The organism is Mesorhizobium delmotii (assembly GCF_900149755.1).
GTDB classification, from domain to species: Bacteria; Pseudomonadota; Alphaproteobacteria; order Rhizobiales; family Rhizobiaceae; genus Mesorhizobium; species Mesorhizobium delmotii.
Genome location: NZ_FUIG01000035.1, coordinates 23,880 through 41,636 on the forward strand (window position 1 = coordinate 23,880; position 17,757 = coordinate 41,636).

The 17,757-nt window shown below is 62.3% G+C and carries 16 protein-coding genes and 1 pseudogene; 6 read left to right on the forward strand and 11 right to left on the reverse strand.

Annotated features, from left to right (window positions below; translation table 11 throughout):
• The first annotated feature begins 116 nt into the window (after positions 1–116).
• A complete protein-coding gene (locus tag BQ8482_RS20845) occupies positions 117–725 on the forward strand; it encodes a DUF1134 domain-containing protein (protein WP_123149339.1) in 609 nt (202 codons plus the stop codon).
• Positions 726–873: 148 nt separating this feature from the next.
• Positions 874–2,037, forward strand: a complete 1,164-nt coding sequence (locus BQ8482_RS20850) for a coiled-coil domain-containing protein (RefSeq protein WP_123149340.1) — start codon at positions 874–876, stop codon at positions 2,035–2,037.
• Positions 2,038–2,066: 29 nt separating this feature from the next.
• On the opposite strand, the gene BQ8482_RS20855 is transcribed toward BQ8482_RS20850, so the two are convergent.
• The 6 genes and pseudogenes from BQ8482_RS20855 to BQ8482_RS20880 form a co-directional block, all read right to left on the reverse strand.
• Complete coding sequence (locus tag BQ8482_RS20855) at positions 2,067–2,870, reverse strand: TrmH family RNA methyltransferase (RefSeq protein ID WP_123149341.1); 804 nt, start codon at positions 2,868–2,870, stop codon at positions 2,067–2,069.
• Positions 2,871–3,057: 187 nt separating this feature from the next.
• Positions 3,058–3,396, reverse strand: a complete 339-nt coding sequence (locus BQ8482_RS20860) for an ArsR/SmtB family transcription factor (protein ID WP_123149342.1) — start codon at positions 3,394–3,396, stop codon at positions 3,058–3,060.
• A gap of 155 nt (positions 3,397–3,551) precedes the next feature.
• Positions 3,552–4,331 carry a HugZ family pyridoxamine 5'-phosphate oxidase gene (locus BQ8482_RS20865; RefSeq protein ID WP_123149343.1) on the reverse strand — a complete coding sequence of 260 codons (780 nt, stop codon included), beginning with the start codon at positions 4,329–4,331 and terminating at the stop codon, positions 3,552–3,554.
• A 38-nt stretch (positions 4,332–4,369) separates the two neighbouring features.
• Entirely contained in the window at positions 4,370–5,542 is a 1,173-nt protein-coding gene (locus BQ8482_RS20870) for a CaiB/BaiF CoA transferase family protein (RefSeq protein WP_123149344.1), read from the reverse strand.
• A gap of 6 nt (positions 5,543–5,548) precedes the next feature.
• Positions 5,549–6,311: pseudogene (locus tag BQ8482_RS20875) on the reverse strand (3-hydroxyacyl-CoA dehydrogenase).
• Positions 6,312–6,381: 70 nt separating this feature from the next.
• On the reverse strand, positions 6,382–6,918 hold the full coding sequence (locus BQ8482_RS20880) for a GNAT family N-acetyltransferase (RefSeq protein ID WP_123149345.1): 537 nt from the start codon (positions 6,916–6,918) through the stop codon (positions 6,382–6,384).
• Positions 6,919–7,204: 286 nt separating this feature from the next.
• On the opposite strand from BQ8482_RS20880, the gene BQ8482_RS20885 reads away from it, so the two are divergent.
• Positions 7,205–8,194 carry a glutathione S-transferase family protein gene (locus BQ8482_RS20885; RefSeq protein WP_123149404.1) on the forward strand — a complete coding sequence of 330 codons (990 nt, stop codon included), beginning with the start codon at positions 7,205–7,207 and terminating at the stop codon, positions 8,192–8,194.
• A 1-nt stretch (position 8,195) separates the two neighbouring features.
• Here the strand turns inward: BQ8482_RS20885 and BQ8482_RS20890 are convergent, their stop codons facing one another.
• On the reverse strand, positions 8,196–8,696 hold the full coding sequence (locus BQ8482_RS20890; protein WP_123149346.1) for an NUDIX domain-containing protein: 501 nt from the start codon (positions 8,694–8,696) through the stop codon (positions 8,196–8,198).
• Between the two features lie 53 nt (positions 8,697–8,749).
• Here BQ8482_RS20890 and BQ8482_RS20895 point away from each other — a divergent pair, with 53 nt between their 5' ends.
• A complete protein-coding gene (locus BQ8482_RS20895) occupies positions 8,750–9,664 on the forward strand; it encodes a metallophosphoesterase family protein (RefSeq protein WP_123149405.1) in 915 nt (304 codons plus the stop codon).
• Positions 9,665–9,877: 213 nt separating this feature from the next.
• On the opposite strand, the gene BQ8482_RS20900 is transcribed toward BQ8482_RS20895, so the two are convergent.
• The 4 genes from BQ8482_RS20900 to leuA all read right to left on the reverse strand — a co-directional run bounded on the left by BQ8482_RS20900 (position 9,878) and on the right by leuA (position 15,355).
• Positions 9,878–10,501 carry a hypothetical protein gene (locus BQ8482_RS20900; RefSeq protein WP_123149347.1) on the reverse strand — a complete coding sequence of 208 codons (624 nt, stop codon included), beginning with the start codon at positions 10,499–10,501 and terminating at the stop codon, positions 9,878–9,880.
• 137 nt (positions 10,502–10,638) lie between these two features.
• Positions 10,639–11,442, reverse strand: a complete 804-nt coding sequence (locus tag BQ8482_RS20905; protein WP_123149348.1) for an alpha/beta fold hydrolase — start codon at positions 11,440–11,442, stop codon at positions 10,639–10,641.
• Positions 11,443–11,565: 123 nt separating this feature from the next.
• A complete protein-coding gene (locus BQ8482_RS20910; RefSeq protein WP_123149349.1) occupies positions 11,566–13,344 on the reverse strand; it encodes a tetratricopeptide repeat protein in 1,779 nt (592 codons plus the stop codon).
• A gap of 292 nt (positions 13,345–13,636) precedes the next feature.
• Positions 13,637–15,355 carry a 2-isopropylmalate synthase gene (gene leuA, locus BQ8482_RS20915; RefSeq protein ID WP_165848650.1) on the reverse strand — a complete coding sequence of 573 codons (1,719 nt, stop codon included), beginning with the start codon at positions 15,353–15,355 and terminating at the stop codon, positions 13,637–13,639.
• A 450-nt stretch (positions 15,356–15,805) separates the two neighbouring features.
• On the opposite strand from leuA, the gene BQ8482_RS20925 reads away from it, so the two are divergent.
• Positions 15,806–16,972, forward strand: a complete 1,167-nt coding sequence (locus BQ8482_RS20925) for an ATP-grasp domain-containing protein (RefSeq protein ID WP_123149351.1) — start codon at positions 15,806–15,808, stop codon at positions 16,970–16,972.
• Between the two features lie 5 nt (positions 16,973–16,977).
• The gene (locus tag BQ8482_RS20930) at positions 16,978–17,754 is read left to right on the forward strand and encodes an esterase family protein (RefSeq protein ID WP_123149352.1); all 777 of its coding nucleotides are present in this window, start codon (positions 16,978–16,980) and stop codon (positions 17,752–17,754) included.
• Positions 17,755–17,757: the final 3 nt, after the last annotated feature.

Consider the following 17,757-nt stretch of genomic DNA (forward strand, 5'->3'; position numbering starts at 1 on the left):
ATGGTTGAAAAAGGATTACGGCATAGTTTGCCCATAACAGTCATCCTTAGCGGCCGCCAAAGAGCTGCACGGATGTGAGGCGTCGGCGAAAGTGCTCCCTGACGGAGATTGGAAGCATGTTTTCCCGATACTACGACCGGAGTTTTCTCCGTGTCATCTCAGACCGGAGTTTTTTCCGTGTCTTCTCAATGGCGATCGCTCTCATGGGCCTTGTCGTCTTTTCAACCTCGCCTTCGCGGGCCCAAGAGTACACCGCTCAGGAGATCGTCGATTCCGGTCATAAATTCTTCGGTGCAACGTCGGGCGGGCTCGCCACCGTCGTGGAGAAGATTTTCTCCTCCTATGGCCTGCCCAATGGCTATTTGCTTGGCGAGGAGGGCTCGGGCGCCCTGATCGGTGGCCTGACCTATGGTGAAGGCACGCTCTACACCAAGAATGCCGGCGATCACAAAGTGTTCTGGCAGGGCCCGTCGCTCGGCTGGGATTTTGGCGGCGAGGGCTCGCGGGTGATGATGCTGGTCTATAATCTCGACGATGTGAACAGCCTCTACAATCGTTTCGGCGGCCTTGCCGGCTCCGCCTACCTCGTGGCTGGCGTAGGCTTCAACGTGATGAAGAACAACAATGTGCTGCTGGTGCCGATCCGTACCGGTGTCGGCGCCCGGCTTGGCGTCAATCTCGGCTATCTCAAGCTTACCCAGCGCGCCACCTGGAATCCATTCTGAGCAAGCGGTTGCCTCGTCACCGCGATTGGTTCCAGGATCGACGGTCTGAACATTGCTGCGGCAGACCCTTGCCGCGGCACTGGAATTCCGTCATGCGAACGTGGCACAGTCGCTTTCGGTTGTTTGCCGTTCATAACGGATAGTCACCTTGGTTCAGTCGGTCCTGTTCTTTGTCCTCGGCTTTTTCTGCGCCGGCTTTCTGGCGCTGATGATTGCCCCGGCCATCTGGCGGCGGGCCGTGATGCTGACGCGTAAACGCGTCGAGGGCTCGATGCCGCTGACGCTGGCCGAGATCCAGGCGGAGAAGGATCGCATCCGCGCCGAGTTCGCCATGTCGACGCGTCGGCTTGAGATGAGCGTCAAGTCGTTGCGCGAGAAATCGGCCGAACAGCTTGTGGAGATCGGCCGTTGCCGCGAAGCACTGAAGGAACTGGCGCTCGAGCGGAAGGACAAGGAACAGGCCCTTTCCGCGCTCGAGGCCAAGGGCGAAGACCTTCGGCAGCGCAAAGACCAGTTGCAGCTTTTGTCGGATCGGCTTGCTCAAACCGAGCAGGCCCTGGAAAAGCGTGTGCTCGAGCTGAAAAAACTGGAGCACATGTATGACGACGCCAGCTTTTCTTCCAGCAGCCGTCAGATCGAACTTGTGGCGCGCGAGTCCGAACTGCAAAAGCTGGCCGACGACATTTCGGTGCTGCGTGGCCAGCGCAAGGAGGCGGACAGGCGTCAACAGGAGATCGCGGCCGAGAGCAAGGCCTCGCGAGACGCGTTGAAGGCCGAGAAGAAAAGGACGGGCGAACTGGACAAGAAGGTCGAGCGCCTGCTCGCCACGCTTGCCGATCGCGAGGACAAGCTTGACCGCCGCGACAAGGAAATCGCGCGGCTTCGCGAAAAGTCGAAAAGCGAACGCGTGGAAAACGCCTCCGCGGTGCGTTTCGTCGGAGTGCAAGGCAGCCAGGCCGATGCGGCCGTCAAGGACGACACCCAAAAAGCCATCGCCAAGCTCGACAACGACCGCGAACGGTTGGAGGCGAGGCTGACGGAACTGGCCCGCGAGAACAAGAAACTGAAAACGGATCTTGCCGCCTTCGAGGCATCCAAATCCGAAGGCGGCGACGATGCGCGCCGCGCCAGCGCTGCATTGCGTGAGCAGATGAGCGACCTGGCGGCGCAAGTCGTCGCCCTGACGGCGAAGCTCGACGGGCCGGAGTCGCCGATCGCAAAGGCTCTTGCGGCACCCAACCAACCGGGAAGCGGCGAACGCAGCCTTGCCGATCGCGTGCGGGCGCTGCAGAAGGCCGAATCGGCGCATTGAGCCCAGGCAGTGATGCTGTCTTCTGCGGCTCAGGTCCTGCTTGCCGAAAAATGATGTAAGGCGATGGCTGACGCGGCGGCGACATTCAGGCTGTCGAAACCTTCTGCCATATCGATCCGCACCGTCCGCAGGCGGGCGAGCAGACTTTCGGGCAGGCCTTCGCCTTCGGTGCCGAGATAGAGCGCCAGCCGTTCAGTCCCTTTCGCATCGCGGATGCCGGTTTGGCCGCGTGGCGACAAAGCGAACTGACCGAAGCCCAGCCGGTCGAGCGCCGCGGTGAAGCCGATGGTCTCAGTGAGGGAGGCGAAGGGAACTTTCAGCGCGGCGCCGACCGAGACGCGGATCGCCTTGCGGTACAGCGGATCGCAGCAGGTCGCGTCCAGAAACACCGCATCGGCGCCGAAGGCGGCGGCGTTGCGAAAGATCGAGCCCATATTGTCATGGTTAGCGATGCCGACCAGCACGACGATCAACGCGCGGGCGGGCAAGATGTCAAGCAAGGCCTCTGCAGGCTGCGCCGCGCCCTTGCGGCCGATCGCCAATATGCCGCGATGCATGTGAAAGCCGGCAATCCTGTCCATGACCTCGCTGGCCGCGACGTAGACCGGAAGGTCCGCGGGTGCCTTGCGCAGGGTTCCGTCGATGCCTGCCAGCCGGTTTTCGAGTACCAGCACCGATTCGGCCGAAAAGCGTTTGGCCGCGAGCAGCATTTCGAGCACCACCTTGCCTTCGGCGACGAAGCGGCCCTGCCGGCCGGCAAGATCGCGCTCGCGGATGTCGAGATAGGCGGCGACGCGCGGGTCTTGCGGGTCTTCGATACGAATGGGGCGCATGCTTGCCTCGGCGGACACGCATCACCCCGAAAATCGCACTGGGTTTTCGGACAGCTCGATGCGTGGATCCAAAGTACTTCCTGCGTCCAAGTGGACGCAAGTCGCTCTAAGAACCGTCAGCCAAAACCGCTTCGCACCCTCGGGTCAAGCTCAAGAGCAGGCTTTTGGGCGACATGCATTGGCCCGGTCAAGTCCCGGAGCGACGCAGGCGGTACGCCATCTGCGACAACTCACCTTCGCCGAAAATCCCGTCCAGCGTGTTGAGAAGTTCGCGCACGGCATCGGATTTGCAGGAATAGTAGATCATCTGCCGGTCGCGCCGGGTCTCGACGAGATCGAGCGCCCGCAGTTTGGCCAGATGCTGGGACAGGGCGGATTGGCTGAGCAGAACCTTCTCGGCGATAGCACCGACCGACATTTCACCGTCGGCCAGATAGTTCATGATCAACAGTCGTTTCTCGTTGCCCATCAGCGTCAGAAACGCAGCCGCTGATTCGGCATTGGCGATTAGCTTTTTCGAGACCATCGATCCCCCACACCTTCCTGCTCATCCGGCGCTATGGGGGCAATAGCGTCTGATTCCATAGACTCACTCGCGAATGTGCGCTGGCGATTCAACGCTACCGAGAAAGGGTAGTACATTTCACTCAAACCTCAAGACTTGCTTTCGACCCGACACGATTAACTGTCGGACTGTGTTTCGTCTGCAACTCGGCCGGTCTTTGCCATGTCGACCAGAACATGCCTGAGCTCACGCGCCGCCCTCAGTGGCTCGGGGAAGAAGACCCGGCAGACATCGTCGCCCAATGCCAGGTCCATGCCGTCGGCGTCGAAGCCGGTGATGACCCAGCCGTCGCCTGCGGCCTTGGCGAAATGGCGCGCGTAGACGGCAATTGCGTCGCTATGGTCGGCATTCATATGGTCGAGGGCGGATTGTTCACCAGCGGCAAGGTCTTCGACGATCGGAGCGGTCGTGACCAGATCGGTGCGCTCGAGCAAGTAGGCCTTGCCGAAGCCGCCGTTGAGACTGGCCCGCTCCGGCTCGAGGCGGAAGATCGAGAAGTCGCCAAGTCCGGCATAGAGCTTCGCTTTGGGGTTGCGGTTGAGATAGCGCCGTTCGGCGCGGGCATGCTCGCCGGACCCGCGCTCAAGCCGTGCTGCCCGACAGACGAGCGTCAACCGCGGGTGCGCCAGCGGGTCGCCCCTGCCGGGCTCGCCGACAAGCAGCGAACAGCGCGGGTCGGCAAGGATCGCGCCGGTATGGGCGGACAGCATCGATACAAGGATCAGCGGCGCGCCGTCGATATCGGTGGCGACACCAACCCTGCTGGCCAGCGGCGAACCGGTCCCAGGCTCGATCACCGCCAGCGCGCCGAAACGGGCGCTGCGGATCAGCGTCTTCGCCAGCCTGATCGCTTCGGCGTCGGTCTCGCGGATCACGTCCTTTTTTCGGTCGGCCAAAATCCACCCGTCTTAAGCTGATTTTTATTCTCTGGTTATCAACCTATCACACCGGATTTGACAAGGGCCTCAGTTTCGTTTTCCGAAAGGCCGAAGCGTGCCAGCACGGTCGTCGCCTGACAATGGTGATCGGCCGGCATGGTGGCAAGCGTCGGCCGGGAGCGCGAAAAGCGCGGCGCCGGGGCGGGGCGCTCAAGCGCACCCGACATTACAAAGGCGTTGCGAGCGCGATTGTGCGGATGATCCCTGGCTTCCCGCAACGACAGAACCGGTGCAACGCAAGCATCGGTCGCAGCAAAGAGACGGTCCCAGTCGTCCCGTGTCTTCTGCCCGACCCGATCGACAATGGCAGCGCGCATCTGCGGCCACAAATTCCTGTCGTATTGGCCGTGCACAAAACGCTTGTCGAGCGGCAGCAGTCTTGCGAATTCAGCGAAGAACCGGGGTTCAAGGCAGCCGACGGCGACGTGCCGTCTGTCCGCCGTCTCATAGGTGTCGTAAAAGGGCGCGCCGGAATCGAGCAGGTTCGCGCCGCGCGTGTCACTCCACAGGCCCGCCGCCATCAAGGCGTGCACAGGTGTCGCCAGCATCGAAGCGCCCTCGATCATCGCGGCATCGATCACCTGGCCCTTGCCGGAGCGCGAACGCTCAAACAGGGCTGCCAGTGCGCCGGCAACCAGCATCACGGCGCCGCCGCCATAGTCGGCAACGAGGTTGAGCGGTGGGACTGGCCTCCTTCCTTCCTGGCCGATGGCGTGCAGCACACCCGAATAGGCGAGGTAGGTGATGTCGTGGCCGGCACGACCCGATAGCGGTCCGTCCTGGCCGAATCCCGTCATGCGGCCGTAGATCAGCGCCGGGTTGCGCGCCAATGCCGCGTCCGGCCCGAGGCCAAACCGCTCCATGACATCGGGACGAAACCCTTCAACCAGAATGTCGGCCTTTTCGCCAAGGCGCAGCACCAGTTCGGCGCCTTCCCAGCGCCTTAGGTCGATCCGCAGGATGGAGCGGCCGTGACGGTCGAGGTCGTATTCATCCGGTAGCGACAGGAACGGCTGGGTCGACCCAATCCGCTCGATGCGCAGCACCTCGGCTCCCATCTCCGACAGCATCAGGCCGGCCAGCGGCACCGGTCCAATCCCGGCCATCTCGATCACCGTCAGACCGGCGAGCGGGCCGGTCTTCGCCTGCGGCGAGACTTCGGCACTCATGATCGGCTACTTCGGCGCCATGCGGATGGCGCCGTCAAGACGGATGGTCTCGCCGTTGAGCATCTGGTTTTCGACGATGTGCAGCACAAGGGCTGCATATTCGGAAGGCTCGCCGAGACGGGACGGGAAGGGCACCGCGGCGCCCAGCGAATCCTGCACCTCTTGCGGCATGCCTGATATCATCGGCGTCTTGAAGATGCCGGGCGCGATGGTACAGACGCGAATGCCCGACCGGGCAAGGTCGCGCGCAACCGGCAGCGTCATGCCGACGACGCCGCCCTTGGAGGCAGAATAGGCCGCTTGGCCGATTTGACCGTCATAGGCGGCGACCGATGCCGTGTTGACGATGATCCCGCGCTCGCCGCCCTCCAGCGGCTCAAGCTTTTGCGGCCCGGTCGGCGACGAGGCGGATCATGTTGAAGGTGCCAATCAGATTGACCTCGATCACTTTGCGGTATTGGTCGAGCGGGTGCGGACCGTCCTTGCCGATCGTCTTCATACCGATGGCGATGCCGGCGCAATTGACCAGGATACGAGGTTCGCCGAGCTTTTTTGCCACTTCCGCCACGCAGGCAGCACCGCCGTCGGCGCTGCTTACGTCGCATTGGATGGCGATGCCGCCGATATCGGCCGCAATCTTCGCCGCACGCTCGATGCCGAGGTCGAGGATTGCAACGCCGGCGCCCTTCGCGGCGAGTGCACGCGCCGTCGCTTCGCCGAGGCCGGAGCCGCCGCCGGTGACGATCGCAATCTGGCCGTTCGGGTTCATGCCGGCGTCCTCCATCCTGCCGGGCACATGCTACGAAGCCCGACGGGACGGCGCAACAGCATCCGGATGGTCACGCCATCGCGGCGACGTGCGCGGCAATTCTTGCCTGATCGGCGTGGCAAACCTCGCCCACCAGCCGTGCCATCGCGCCCGGCACGATCTCATGCGACAAAAGCCGGTCGAGATCGACCGGGCGCGGCATGGAGATTTGCCCACGCGGAATTCTCTTGAAGCCGAGCGGGCCGTAATAGGGCTCGTCGCCGACGAGCATCACGGCCGGCATGCCGGCCTTGGCGGCGGCTTCCAGTGCGATCGTCACCAGCCGGCGGCCGATGCCGAGATTCTTGAAGGCCGGCCGCACGGCAAGCGGTCCGAGCATAAGCGCACGGCCGGCGCCGGCCGCGATGCGCGTCATGCGCACCGAGGCAACAACGATGTCGTCATCGACGGCCACGAAGGACAAAGCGCGTTCATGCGGGCCGCCCTCGCGGATCCTGTAGGCGCCCAGCACAAAACGGCCCGGCCCGAAGGCTTCGTCGTTGATGGCTTCGATTTCGGGGTCATGCGCCGGATTTTCCGGCAGGTAATTCACGTCGGCAAGGCTCATGGTCTTTGCGTTCCGGTAGACGGGGAAAGGTTTGCTGCAAAACGGCAGCGTTCGCCAGTCAGCGCTTCATCAAGCGCGGGCGCCCTTTCGTCGTCGGTCGAACCGGATCAAGGCAAAGTCGAACATGCGGATTTTCCGCTAGCACCAATCTTCAGCCACTGCAATCGGCCGTTTTCGCCTGCCGCCCTTCGTTTGCCGCCCTGGCGATTGACGAACTGTTCAACGCCTGGCGGTTTCCGCATCGTCGGTATGTGCCTACATCCCCATGAAGACGAAAGGACATCGCATGGGATTGCTTGTCGACGGCAAATGGCAGGACCGCGGGTACGACACCAAGGGCAGCGACGGCGAGTTCGTGCGGGCGCAGTCGCAATGGCGCGACTGGGTCACGGTCGACGGCACGCCGGCCGAAGGCCGCAAGCGCGGCTTCAAGGCCGAACCTGGCCGCTACCATCTCTATGTCTCGCCTGCCTGTCCCTGGGCGCACCGGACGCTGATCTTTCGAGCGCTGAAGAAGCTCGAGGGCGTGATTTCGGTCTCAGTCGTCCATCATTTCATGGGCGCCAACGGCTGGACATTCCTGGCCGAGGACGGCGCCACCGGTGACACGCTCTACGGCCTCGATTTCCTGCATCAGATCTACACCAAGGCCGATCCCGCCTATTCCGGCCGCGTGACGGTGCCGGTTCTGTGGGACAGGCGAGAACAAACAATCGTCTCCAATGAGTCCTCCGAGATCATCCGGATGCTCAATTCAGCCTTCGACAAATGGGGCGACGCCAGCCTCGATTTCTATCCGCAGGCACTGCGCCGCGAAATCGACGCAGTCAATGCGCTGGTCTATCCCTCAGTCAACAACGGCGTCTATCGCGCCGGCTTCGCCACGACGCAAGCGGCCTATGAAAAGGCGTTTGGCGAACTGTTCTCGGCGCTCGATCAACTCGAGGATCGCCTGTCTCGCCAGCGTTATCTCGTCGGTGACCGCATCACCGAAGCCGATTGGCGGCTGTTCACCACGCTGGTTCGCTTCGATCCGGTCTATGTCGGCCATTTCAAGTGCAACCTCCGCCGCATCGCCGACTATCCGAACCTGTCGAACTATCTGCGCGACCTCTATCAGGTCCCAGGCGTCGCTGGCACGGTGAGCCTGCACCACATCAAGGCGCACTATTACGGCAGCCATGAAACGATCAATCCGACGCACATCGTGCCGGTCGGACCGGAACTGGACTACGCCGCGCCGCATGATCGGGCGCGGTTCAGGAAGGCGGCATGACCTACCAGTAGGGCGACGCCGCCTCGCCGCCAAAAATCTCGCCAATCCGTCGCAGTGTGCCCGGCGTCGTTCCTTCCGGCAGGCGGTCGAGCGGAAAGAAACCGGCTGCGGCGATCTCGCGGTCCGGCAGCTTCGGCGCCGTCTGATTGAACTGCTCGACCAAATAGAGGCCGACATGGTCGCGGCGGCTGGCCCGACGGTTGAAATGCATCGATTTCAGCAACGGCGGCGCGGTCAATGCAATATTGCCCTCCTCGGAGAGCTCGCGCGCCAGCGCCTCGAGCATCGTCTCGCCCAGCTCGACGCCACCGCCGGGAAGCTGCCAGCCCGGTATATAGGTGTGGCGAATGAGGAAGACGGAATTGGACGTGCGGTCGTGGATCAAGCCGCGCACCCCGAGCGTCATCGGCCGCCGCAGCACGAAATACAGATGAAACAGCCTTGCCCTGAGACCCGGCCAGCCGGCCTGGCGGAAAGCTTGCTCCGGATCGGGCCGCGTCATCACCCACGAAACCGTGGGTGGAAAGCAGCGCGCGCGTCGCTTATGAAGAGAGCATGTTCAGGCTCGCGCATATTTCCGATATCCATCTGGGACCGCTTCCCGGTGTAACCTATCGCGATCTCGCCTCCAAGCGCGTGGTCGGTTACGTCAACTGGCAGCGCAACCGCCGCCGCCACATGCGCGATGCCGTCATCGACACGATCGTCGCGGATATCAAGGCGAGCGCACCGGATCACCTTGCTGTCACCGGCGATCTGGTCAACCTGGCGCTCGATGGCGAGATCGAGATGGGCAAGCACTGGCTGGAGACGCTGGGTTCTCCCGATGATGTGTCGGTCGTTCCAGGAAACCACGACGCCTATGTGCCTGGCGCCTTCGACAAGGCCTGCCGGTCGTGGACGGCATGGATGACCGGCGACGGCGTCAATACGCCGATCGACCGCGACGCCTTTCCGTATCTGCGCGTGCGTGGCAACGTCGCGCTGATCGGTGTGACGACGGCGCGGGCCACGGCTCCGTTCATGGCCAACGGCTTCTTTCTGGAAGACCAGGCGGAAAGGCTGCGCGAAGTGCTCGATGCTACGGCCAAGCGCGGACTGTTCCGGGTGATCATGATCCACCATCCGCCAGTGCGCGGCGCCGTTTCGCAGCCCAAGCGGCTGTTCGGCATTGCCCGCTTCCACAAGGTCGTTCAGCGGCACGGGGCCGAGCTTGTGCTGCACGGCCATTCGCACGAGCCGACGCTGTTCTCCATCAACGGGCGCGGCGCCAAAATTCCAGTGGTCGGTGTCGCCGCCGCAGGGCAGGCGCCAGGCGGCCGGCGGCCGGCGGCGCAATATAATCTGTTGGAGATCGATGGCGAAAAAGACAATTGGCGGATCAGGCTGACGCGACGTGGCCTGACCGGGCCGGCCATCCCGCCTTCCGATCTGGAGATTCTGGAGCTTGGCGCGGACGCTATGGCCTGAAGCGCGTCGTGTTCGACCGGCCTCGCGCGACGCGCTTCAGGTTGTTGTTTTATACATGTCGTTATCGCAAAACCGCTGCGCACTTTTGCGCGACATGCATTAGAGCCTGTTCCATCCCGATAGAATTGGGATGGAGCTCTATCTTTTTGTTTGACCATGATCTTTTCCGAAAACCGGTTTCCACTTTTTGCTACGCGGACCTTCGGTTCAGGATCATGGTCCAAAGCTCAGTCCCATCGCAACAAGGCGGTCCCAGAACAACACGATCGATACAGCCAGCCCGACCAGGGCGCCTGCGGCGATCAGGCCGAGACCGGAGAGAAACGCCGACCAACGCTTGCCGCGCGGGACGGATCGCAGTGGCGGCTCGGCTTCCGGGACCAAGGCACGCTTCAGGCCGGCGACAGCCTGCTCGACCCCGCCTTCCATCATTCTCTGGCGTTCGACGACGCGCTCCGCGACGTAGCGCATCACCTGATCGGCAACCGGTTTCATCTCGGTTGATTCGGCGAGCACCACCCGGCCGATGCGCGTATCCCTGAGGAAGCGATAGGTGCGGCGGTCGCGTCCCATGGCGACATGGCTGACGGCGTCGATCCAGAGGCGCGGCTGCAGCCCGGACGAGACGGCGAAGTCGAAATTGTCCATGTCGGCGGGCACGTCGGCGAAGATGGGCGCGAGTTCGGCGGCAAGCAATTCCAGCCGCATGCGATGCGCCTCGCGCATGTCGATCACGACGTCGTCGCGGTCGGCGAAGGCGTTTTTCACATCGCGAATGGCGTCGGACAGTTTTCGCGACTGATCGATCTGGGTGATGTTCTCGCCTGCATCCTTCATCGGCGTTTGCCTCGCGGGTTTGGTTAACACCGAATTAACACAGCCGTCGGCAAAATGCAGCAAAATGCACTTGCGAGATCGATAGACGGCTTGCCGGGACCAAATCCGGCCCGAAGCCGCGCTTTGACAAGGACGGATCAGTTCGCCTCGGAGGCGGAGTTTGGACGAAGCGGCCTGGCGCGGCGTTTCATGTTGCGGCGGACGATCTCGGCGATCAGGCCGGGCGCTTCCTCGACCAGCATATGGCCGGCCTCCAACACGTGGTGCAGGTGGAAATGCGCCGGCAGTCCATCGGCCTGTGTGAAGGGCAGCACCGCGTCGCCTGTCCCCCAAACCACCATCACCGGCATGGTGAGCGTTTCGAGCCGTTCGCGCGGGATGACGCCCTGCCGATCACCCCTGGTCATGACAGCCGCGATCTCGACAAGTCTCTGCAACTGGCCGGGACGCGCACGCATTTCGCCAAGCACATCCACGATGCGCTCCGAGGGCAGGCTTTGCGGTCCGGACATGGCGGCGAGGCAGGCGCGAAGTTCGCTCTTGCCGGCAGCGGCGGCGTAACGGCGCAACAGCTGGCCGTTGATCTCAGTCCCAAATCCGCCCGGCGCCAGAAGCGTCAGCGACGCTATCCTTTCGGGCTCGGCCAATGCCATCAGCACTGCCGCCGCTCCGCCCATCGAGTGGCCGACGAGATGCACCCTCCTAATTCTGCGTGCGGCGAGGTCTGCAAGAACGGCCCGGGCGGCCGCCTTGGCCGGACCGCCACCCGGAAAATCGAGCGATAGCCCATGGCCCGGAAGGTCATAGGCCAGCGTCCGTGAACCAAGTGCCAGTGTCGAAATCACCTCGTGCCAGTCGTCGTGGCAACCGCCGAAGCCATGCAGGAAGACAACCGTCTTCGGACCGGCGCCCCGTTCGGCAGCGTAAAGGGATGAAATCATGCAATTTTATGGTTTTATTGCAAAATCAAACAGGATGCGAAATTCCAGATTGTGGCTGGATTGCGCCTTGTCCAAGCCGATGGCCAGTAAAATTTTCGCGATCAGCCGTGCCAATTTAGAAAGCTAGCTGGCATTGCCGAGCCCGGCGGCACGCAACGCTTCGACCAGCCGGTCGGTTAGATCGGCGGGGTATCTCCGCTCGACAAAGGTAGCGCGCGGATCGGCAGCGAATTTCGGAAATTTGACAGTCATCTCGTCCACGAGTTCATGCGCCAGTTGATTGCGGCCGGTTGCCTTCGCGCCGATCAGCCGCGCAGCCAGATAGTGCGATTTCGTCGGCGTCGCTTGCAGCGCATCGCTGGCAAGCGCGGCCTTATTCATATCGCCCGCCATGAACTGCCCGACGAAAAGCCCGTAGTCCCACCAGGTCGGATGCGCGCTGGAGGTTTCGGCGGCGTGAGCAAGCATCGGTGTTCCCTCCCTGTACCTGCCGACGAAAATCAGCCCATAGGCGTAAGCTGCCGCCATGCTGAGGTCGTAAGGGTTGAGTTCGTAGGCCTTGTGCATCCAGCGAATCGATTCCTCCGAATTGCCGAGGCGGGAATTGAGATAGCCATAGGCACGGTGCGCATAGGGGCTGGTCGGCCCCATCTGCACGGCGCGACGGGCATGCGACATCGCCTGTTCGATCGTTGCGCCGGCTGGATAGGCGTAGTGATCTGTGGCCGCCTCGACATGCAGGGTCGCCAGCTCCGAATAGACGAGCGACGATTTCGCATCCCGGTTGATCAGGTTTTCGAGACAGCGATAGGCAGCCTCATGGGTTTTCGCGCCCTGGTCGAGATAGTATTTGTCGTTGAGCAGCAGACATTCCGTCAGGCCGGTCTGAAGACCGCTCTGTTCGATATAGTTGTAGATCGTGCCAGAGGCGGGAACGGCCGAACTCAAAATGCCGGCGACACTGTTCTCGACGGCGGAGGGTGTGCTGTCGGCGGCAGTCAAGTTGCGTGACAGCAGGACCCGTCCGGTCGCCACGCTTTGAAGCTCCAGAGTGACATCGCCTGCCGTTGGTCCCGGCAAGACATCGAATACGAAGCTGGTTGCATCGGTGACCGGATCGGGCGGGCCGTCTGCGTCCCGACCGATGAAGGTAACCGTATCGAAGCCGCTGAGGCCGGCGCGCAGCGATGCCGCGACGCGGGCAGCCTCGGCGCTGTTGGTTTTCACCGCAATGTAGACGAGCGGAAGGCTTTCAATCGGAGCCCATGGCGCAATGCTGCCGGTTGCCACCGCATTTTCGATCGTCGACGCGGTTTCGCTTCCCGCCAGCAACGCGCCGCTTCCCTGACGAAGGATCAGCACGCCCAGCATGGCGATGACCAGAGCGATCGCCAGCCAGAAGAACTGGAGATGGCGCAGCAGCGACGGTGCCGGCTCGCGAACGACAGGGGACATCAACGATGCGGCACCTGCGGCCATGCCGGGTTCCTCGAGCGATCCCGACAAGGTGGCAGCCGCCTCGGTGTGTTCCTCCGGCTTCGGCTCGGCCGGCAGGCGGATCGCGTTGAGTTCGTAGGATGGAACATAGCCGCCACGCGGAATGGCGATGCGGATCGGCTCGGCAACACCCTCATTGGCGAAGTAATGCTGCAGAAGTTCGCGCAGCCTGCCCGCCTGCACCCGCACCACGGCGTCGGTCGACGGATCGAAATCGCCGTCCTTGCCGAAAACATCCATCGCGATGGAAAAGCCCTTGAGCTTGTCGGCTTCGCCTGCCTGCTCGCGTTCGACCAGGTAGCGAAGCAGCTTACGCGCTCGTTCGGATCTCCCGAACGTTTCGCTGGCTAGCAATCGCTCCAACGTCTCGCGCACTGCGGGGGCGGCAGGCGTGGCATGCTGCAAGTGTCGATCCTTTCGAAGTCGGCACAGGTTAAGACGCAATCATATAGGGCCTGCACTGCCATACAAGCATGCAGCCATTATGCGATCGCGTACCCCACCGGATAATTTTCCGGTGGTTAACGGCGCGAAAGGCCAGAGCAAGAAGATACCATCTGGGTTCATCTTGCTCCAGCGCTGTTAGCTTTCGACAGCTTGTCCAGAGCGGTTCAGCTTTTTTGATAGAACCTCTCCAAGTATTTGTTTTTGCGCAATTCCGGACGGAAAACCGCTACGCATTTTTCCTGGAATTGCTCTAGTCGACCTTTCGGCCGACGATGCGGTTGGCGGCGGAAACCACGGCTTCCAGCGAAGCGGCCACGATGTTGGTGTTGATGCCCGCGCCGAACAGCTTGCCGCCGGGATGCTCCATCTCGACATAGGAGATGGCCGACGCGTTCGAGCCGCGCTGCATGGAGTGCTCCGAATAGTCGAGCACCGACATCGGCACGCCGACATGGCGCGACAGCGCGTCGACAAAGCCGTCGATTGGGCCGGTTCCGGAGCCTGAAATCGTCACCTCCTTGCCCCTGTCCAGGATGACCGCCTCCACCGCACGCCGGCCCTTGGTCTCGAGGTCCGGATAGGTGTGGTGGTCAAGGAACTTCAGCCGCGCGCCGGGCTGATCGACATAGGTTTCGAGAAAGCGCTCGTAGATGCGCTTGGCCGGCACCTCCTTGCCTTCGGCGTCCGTGATCGCCTGGATCGCCTGACTGAACTCGATCTGCAGGTTGCGCGGCAGGTTGAGGCCGTAGTCCGCCTGCAGCACATAGGCGATGCCGCCCTTGCCGGACTGCGAGTTGATGCGGATGATCGCCTCGTAGTTGCGTCCGACATCGGCCGGGTCGATCGGCAGATAGGGCACTTCCCAGTACGGCGTGTTGGCCTTGCGCAACGCCTTCATGCCCTTGTTGATGGCATCCTGGTGCGAGCCGGAAAAGGCGGTGTAGACGAGCTCGCCGACATAGGGATGGCGCTCGGGGATCTTCAACTGGTTCGAATATTCATAGACATCCTTCATCCGGTTGATGTCGGAGCAGTCGAGCTCGGGATCGACGCCTTGCGTGTACATGTTGAGCGCCAGCGTGACGATGTCGACATTGCCGGTGCGCTCGCCATTGCCGAACAGCGTGCCTTCGACGCGGTCCGCGCCCGCCATCAGGCCGAGCTCGGTGGTGGCGACGCCGGTGCCGCGGTCGTTGTGCGGATGCAGCGAAATGAGCAGGTTCTCGCGGTTGTCGAGGTTGCGGCACATCCATTCGATGCGATCGGCATAGATGTTGGGTGTCGACATCTCGACCGTGGACGGCAGGTTGATGATCAGCTTGTTTTCCGCCGTCGGCTTCACGATTTCGGTGACGGCGTTGCAGATTTCCAGCGCCACTTCGAGCTCGGTGCCGGTAAAGCTCTCCGGCGAATATTCGAAACGATAACCGCCGCCGGCCTTCGCCGCCATGTCGGTGATCATCTTGGCAGCATCGGTGGCGATCCGCCTGATCCCGGCAACGTCCTTCTCGAAGACGACGCGGCGCTGCAATTCGCTGGTCGAATTGTAGAAATGCACGATCGGGTTGGCGGCGCCCTGCAGCGCCTCGAAGGTGCGGGTGATCAGTTCCGGCCGGCACTGCACCAGCACCTGCAGCGAGACATCGGCTGAGACATTGCCCTCTTCGATGCACCAGCGGGCGAAATCGAAATCGGTCTGCGAGGCCGACGGGAAGCCGATCTCGATCTCTTTGAAGCCCATGTCGAGGAGCAGGGCGAACATGCGCGCCTTGCGCTCGTGGCCCATCGGGTCGATCAGCGCCTGGTTGCCGTCGCGCAGGTCGACCGAGCACCAGATCGGCGCCTTGTCGATGACCTTCGAAGGCCAAATGCGATCGGTGAGACCCACCGTCGGGTAGGGTTGGTATTTCCGGGCTGCCTCCGGCATGCCCCGGGCTGCCTCCGGCATGCCCCGGGCATCCTTGCCCATCTCCCCGCTGTCTGCGCGGATCTCTTCTCGTGCGTTCATTGTCGTCTCTCCCGGCGGCTCGCGGGGTCCGCCTTCAGGCGGATTTGGTGCCGAGCGGCGCCTTTACCAGATGTTCATTCGCTTGATGTGACTTGCCAATTTTGAGACTGGCCAAGGAGCATGCGCGTGAGCGGCGGTTCGACCGCCGGGCGCTCCTTCAGCGAACCCGGCGATCGCCGATAAGGCCGAGAAGCAGCAGAGCGGAAGCAAGCGCGCGCACGGTCTCGCCAGCAAAGCCGGTCTGACGGGAAGCTACGGAGGTGGCGCGGTTGATCATGGCGGTTTTCATACAGGAGCGGCTAAGGAGAGGCAAGTGGGCTGCATGGCGGCGCTGTGCGCGCCCTTCCCCACACGCGGCAAATGCGCCAGACTGGGCTGTCGACTTGGTGACAATGCCGGGGGAGGCCGTCCATGAATTTCGTGTTCTTCTCGCCGCATTTTCCCGCCAACGGCGCCGACTTCTGCGATCGGCTGAGGAAGGCCGGTGCCACCGTGCTCGGCATCGGCGACGCGCCCTATGAAGCGCTGAACGGAAAACTGAAGACGGCGCTGTCGGAGTATTATCGCGTCGCCGACATGGAGGACTACGAGCCGGTGTTCCGGGCGATGGGCCATTTCATCCACAAATGGGGCCGCATCGACCGCTTCGAGTCGCTCAACGAGCATTGGCTGGAACTGGAAGCCAACATCCGTACCGACTTCAACATCTTTGGCACCAAACTCGATTTCGTGAAGAATTTGAAGCGCAAGAGCCGCATGCGCGCCTTCTTCCGCAAGAGCGGCGTCGAGACCATACCGCAGCGCAAATGCTCCGACCGGGCCGGCGCCATGACCTTCATCCGCCGCGTCGGCTATCCCGTGGTGGTGAAGCCGGACTCCGGCTCCGGCGCCTCGAACACCTTCAAGATTTCCAATACGAGGGAACTCGACCAATTTTTCAAGGACAAGCCGGAAGATGTCAGCTTCGTCATGGAGCAGTTCATCGAGGGGCTGGTGGTGACCTTCGACGGGCTGGTCAACCGCGACGGCGAAGTGGTGCTGGCGGCCAGCCACCGCTACGACCAGAGCGTCATGGAGGTGGTCAACCGTGATCGCCACATGAGCTACACCTGCTTTCCTGAGATCAGCCCGGCAGTCGAGGAGGCCGGCAGAAAGATCCTCAGGGCCTTCGACGTGCGCGAGCGCTTCTTCCATATCGAGCTGTTCGAGACCAAGGACGACCGCATCATCGCGCTTGAGGTCAACATGCGGCCACCCGGCGCCTGGATGACCGACGCCATCAACTATACGTTCGACATCGACGTCTATGCGGCGTGGGCCGAGATGGTGGTCAGGGATGCCGCTGGCGGGCCTTACAAGGGCAAGTACTTCACCGCTTATGCCAGCCGCAAACGGCACCTCCACTATTTGCATAGCCATGCCGACGTGCTAGCCGCCCACGGCGACAAGATCGTCCACCATCAGGCCATCGAAGAGGTTTTCAGCCGCGCCATGGGACACTACGCCTATCAGATGCGTTCCAAAGACGCCCAAGCGCTGCGCCAGGCGGTCAATTACATCCACGCGGAAAAGGCGTGAGGCCGATGGATATTTCTTATCACAAGGGTTTTGCCCGCAACCTTGGCCGCGACATGGAATACAAGCGCTACGGCCATGCCGGGCGGCCGGTGGTGGTGTTCCCGACCTCGCAAGGACGGTTCTACCAGTTCGAGGATTCCGGCGGGGTCGCAGTGCTTTCGGAGTTTATCGACACTGGCCGCATCCAACTCTTCACCCTCGACGGCATCGATTCGGAATCCTTCTTCGCCAAGCATACCGACCCGGCCGACCGCATCGCTCGCCACGAGGCCTATTTCCGCTATGTGCGCGAAGAGGCGATGCCGGAAGTTCTCTCTACAGCGACCGAGGCCAATGGCGGGCGCACGCTGAAGCCGTTGTTTTCAGGCTGTTCGATGGGCGGCTATCATGCGTCGAACTTCGTCTTCCGATTTCCGGAACTGGGCAGCGGCGTGATTGCGCTGTCGGGGGTCTATTCGACCCGCGACTTCTTCGGAGAGGCGCTCGACGGCAACATCTTCTTCAACTCACCGCTCGACTATCTGCCTGGCATCGTCGACCAGAAACTGCTCGGCCGGCTGAAGGCGCTGAGGCTGATCTTCTGTTGCGGGCAGGGGGCATGGGAAGAACGGATGCTGGTCGAGACACGGGCGCTGGAACAGGTGCTGCGCGAAAAGTCCATTCCCGCCTGGGTCGACTATTGGGGAGGCGATGTCAGCCATGACTGGCCATGGTGGCACAAGCAACTGGTCTATTTCTTCGCCCGCTGGCTGGATGATGACCTGATGCACAGGCTGGATTGATGA

What these genes read in the sequence shown, in the direction of transcription:
- BQ8482_RS20845 (WP_123149339.1), top strand. Translation starts at nt 117, where the DNA reads ATGTTTTCCCGATACTACGACCGGAGTTTTCTCCGTGTCATCTCAGAC.
- BQ8482_RS20855 (WP_123149341.1), bottom strand. Translation starts at nt 2,870, where the DNA reads ATGCGCCCCATTCGTATCGAAGACCCGCAAGACCCGCGCGTCGCCGCC.
- BQ8482_RS20860 (WP_123149342.1), bottom strand. Translation starts at nt 3,396, where the DNA reads ATGGTCTCGAAAAAGCTAATCGCCAATGCCGAATCAGCGGCTGCGTTT.
- BQ8482_RS20870 (WP_123149344.1), bottom strand. Translation starts at nt 5,542, where the DNA reads ATGAGTGCCGAAGTCTCGCCGCAGGCGAAGACCGGCCCGCTCGCCGGT.
- BQ8482_RS20880 (WP_123149345.1), bottom strand. Translation starts at nt 6,918, where the DNA reads ATGAGCCTTGCCGACGTGAATTACCTGCCGGAAAATCCGGCGCATGAC.
- BQ8482_RS20885 (WP_123149404.1), top strand. Translation starts at nt 7,205, where the DNA reads ATGGGATTGCTTGTCGACGGCAAATGGCAGGACCGCGGGTACGACACC.
- BQ8482_RS20890 (WP_123149346.1), bottom strand. Translation starts at nt 8,696, where the DNA reads ATGACGCGGCCCGATCCGGAGCAAGCTTTCCGCCAGGCCGGCTGGCCG.
- BQ8482_RS20895 (WP_123149405.1), top strand. Translation starts at nt 8,750, where the DNA reads ATGTTCAGGCTCGCGCATATTTCCGATATCCATCTGGGACCGCTTCCC.
- BQ8482_RS20900 (WP_123149347.1), bottom strand. Translation starts at nt 10,501, where the DNA reads ATGAAGGATGCAGGCGAGAACATCACCCAGATCGATCAGTCGCGAAAA.
- BQ8482_RS20905 (WP_123149348.1), bottom strand. Translation starts at nt 11,442, where the DNA reads ATGATTTCATCCCTTTACGCTGCCGAACGGGGCGCCGGTCCGAAGACG.
- leuA (WP_165848650.1), bottom strand. Translation starts at nt 15,355, where the DNA reads ATGGGCAAGGATGCCCGGGGCATGCCGGAGGCAGCCCGGGGCATGCCG.
- BQ8482_RS20925 (WP_123149351.1), top strand. Translation starts at nt 15,806, where the DNA reads ATGAATTTCGTGTTCTTCTCGCCGCATTTTCCCGCCAACGGCGCCGAC.
- BQ8482_RS20930 (WP_123149352.1), top strand. Translation starts at nt 16,978, where the DNA reads ATGGATATTTCTTATCACAAGGGTTTTGCCCGCAACCTTGGCCGCGAC.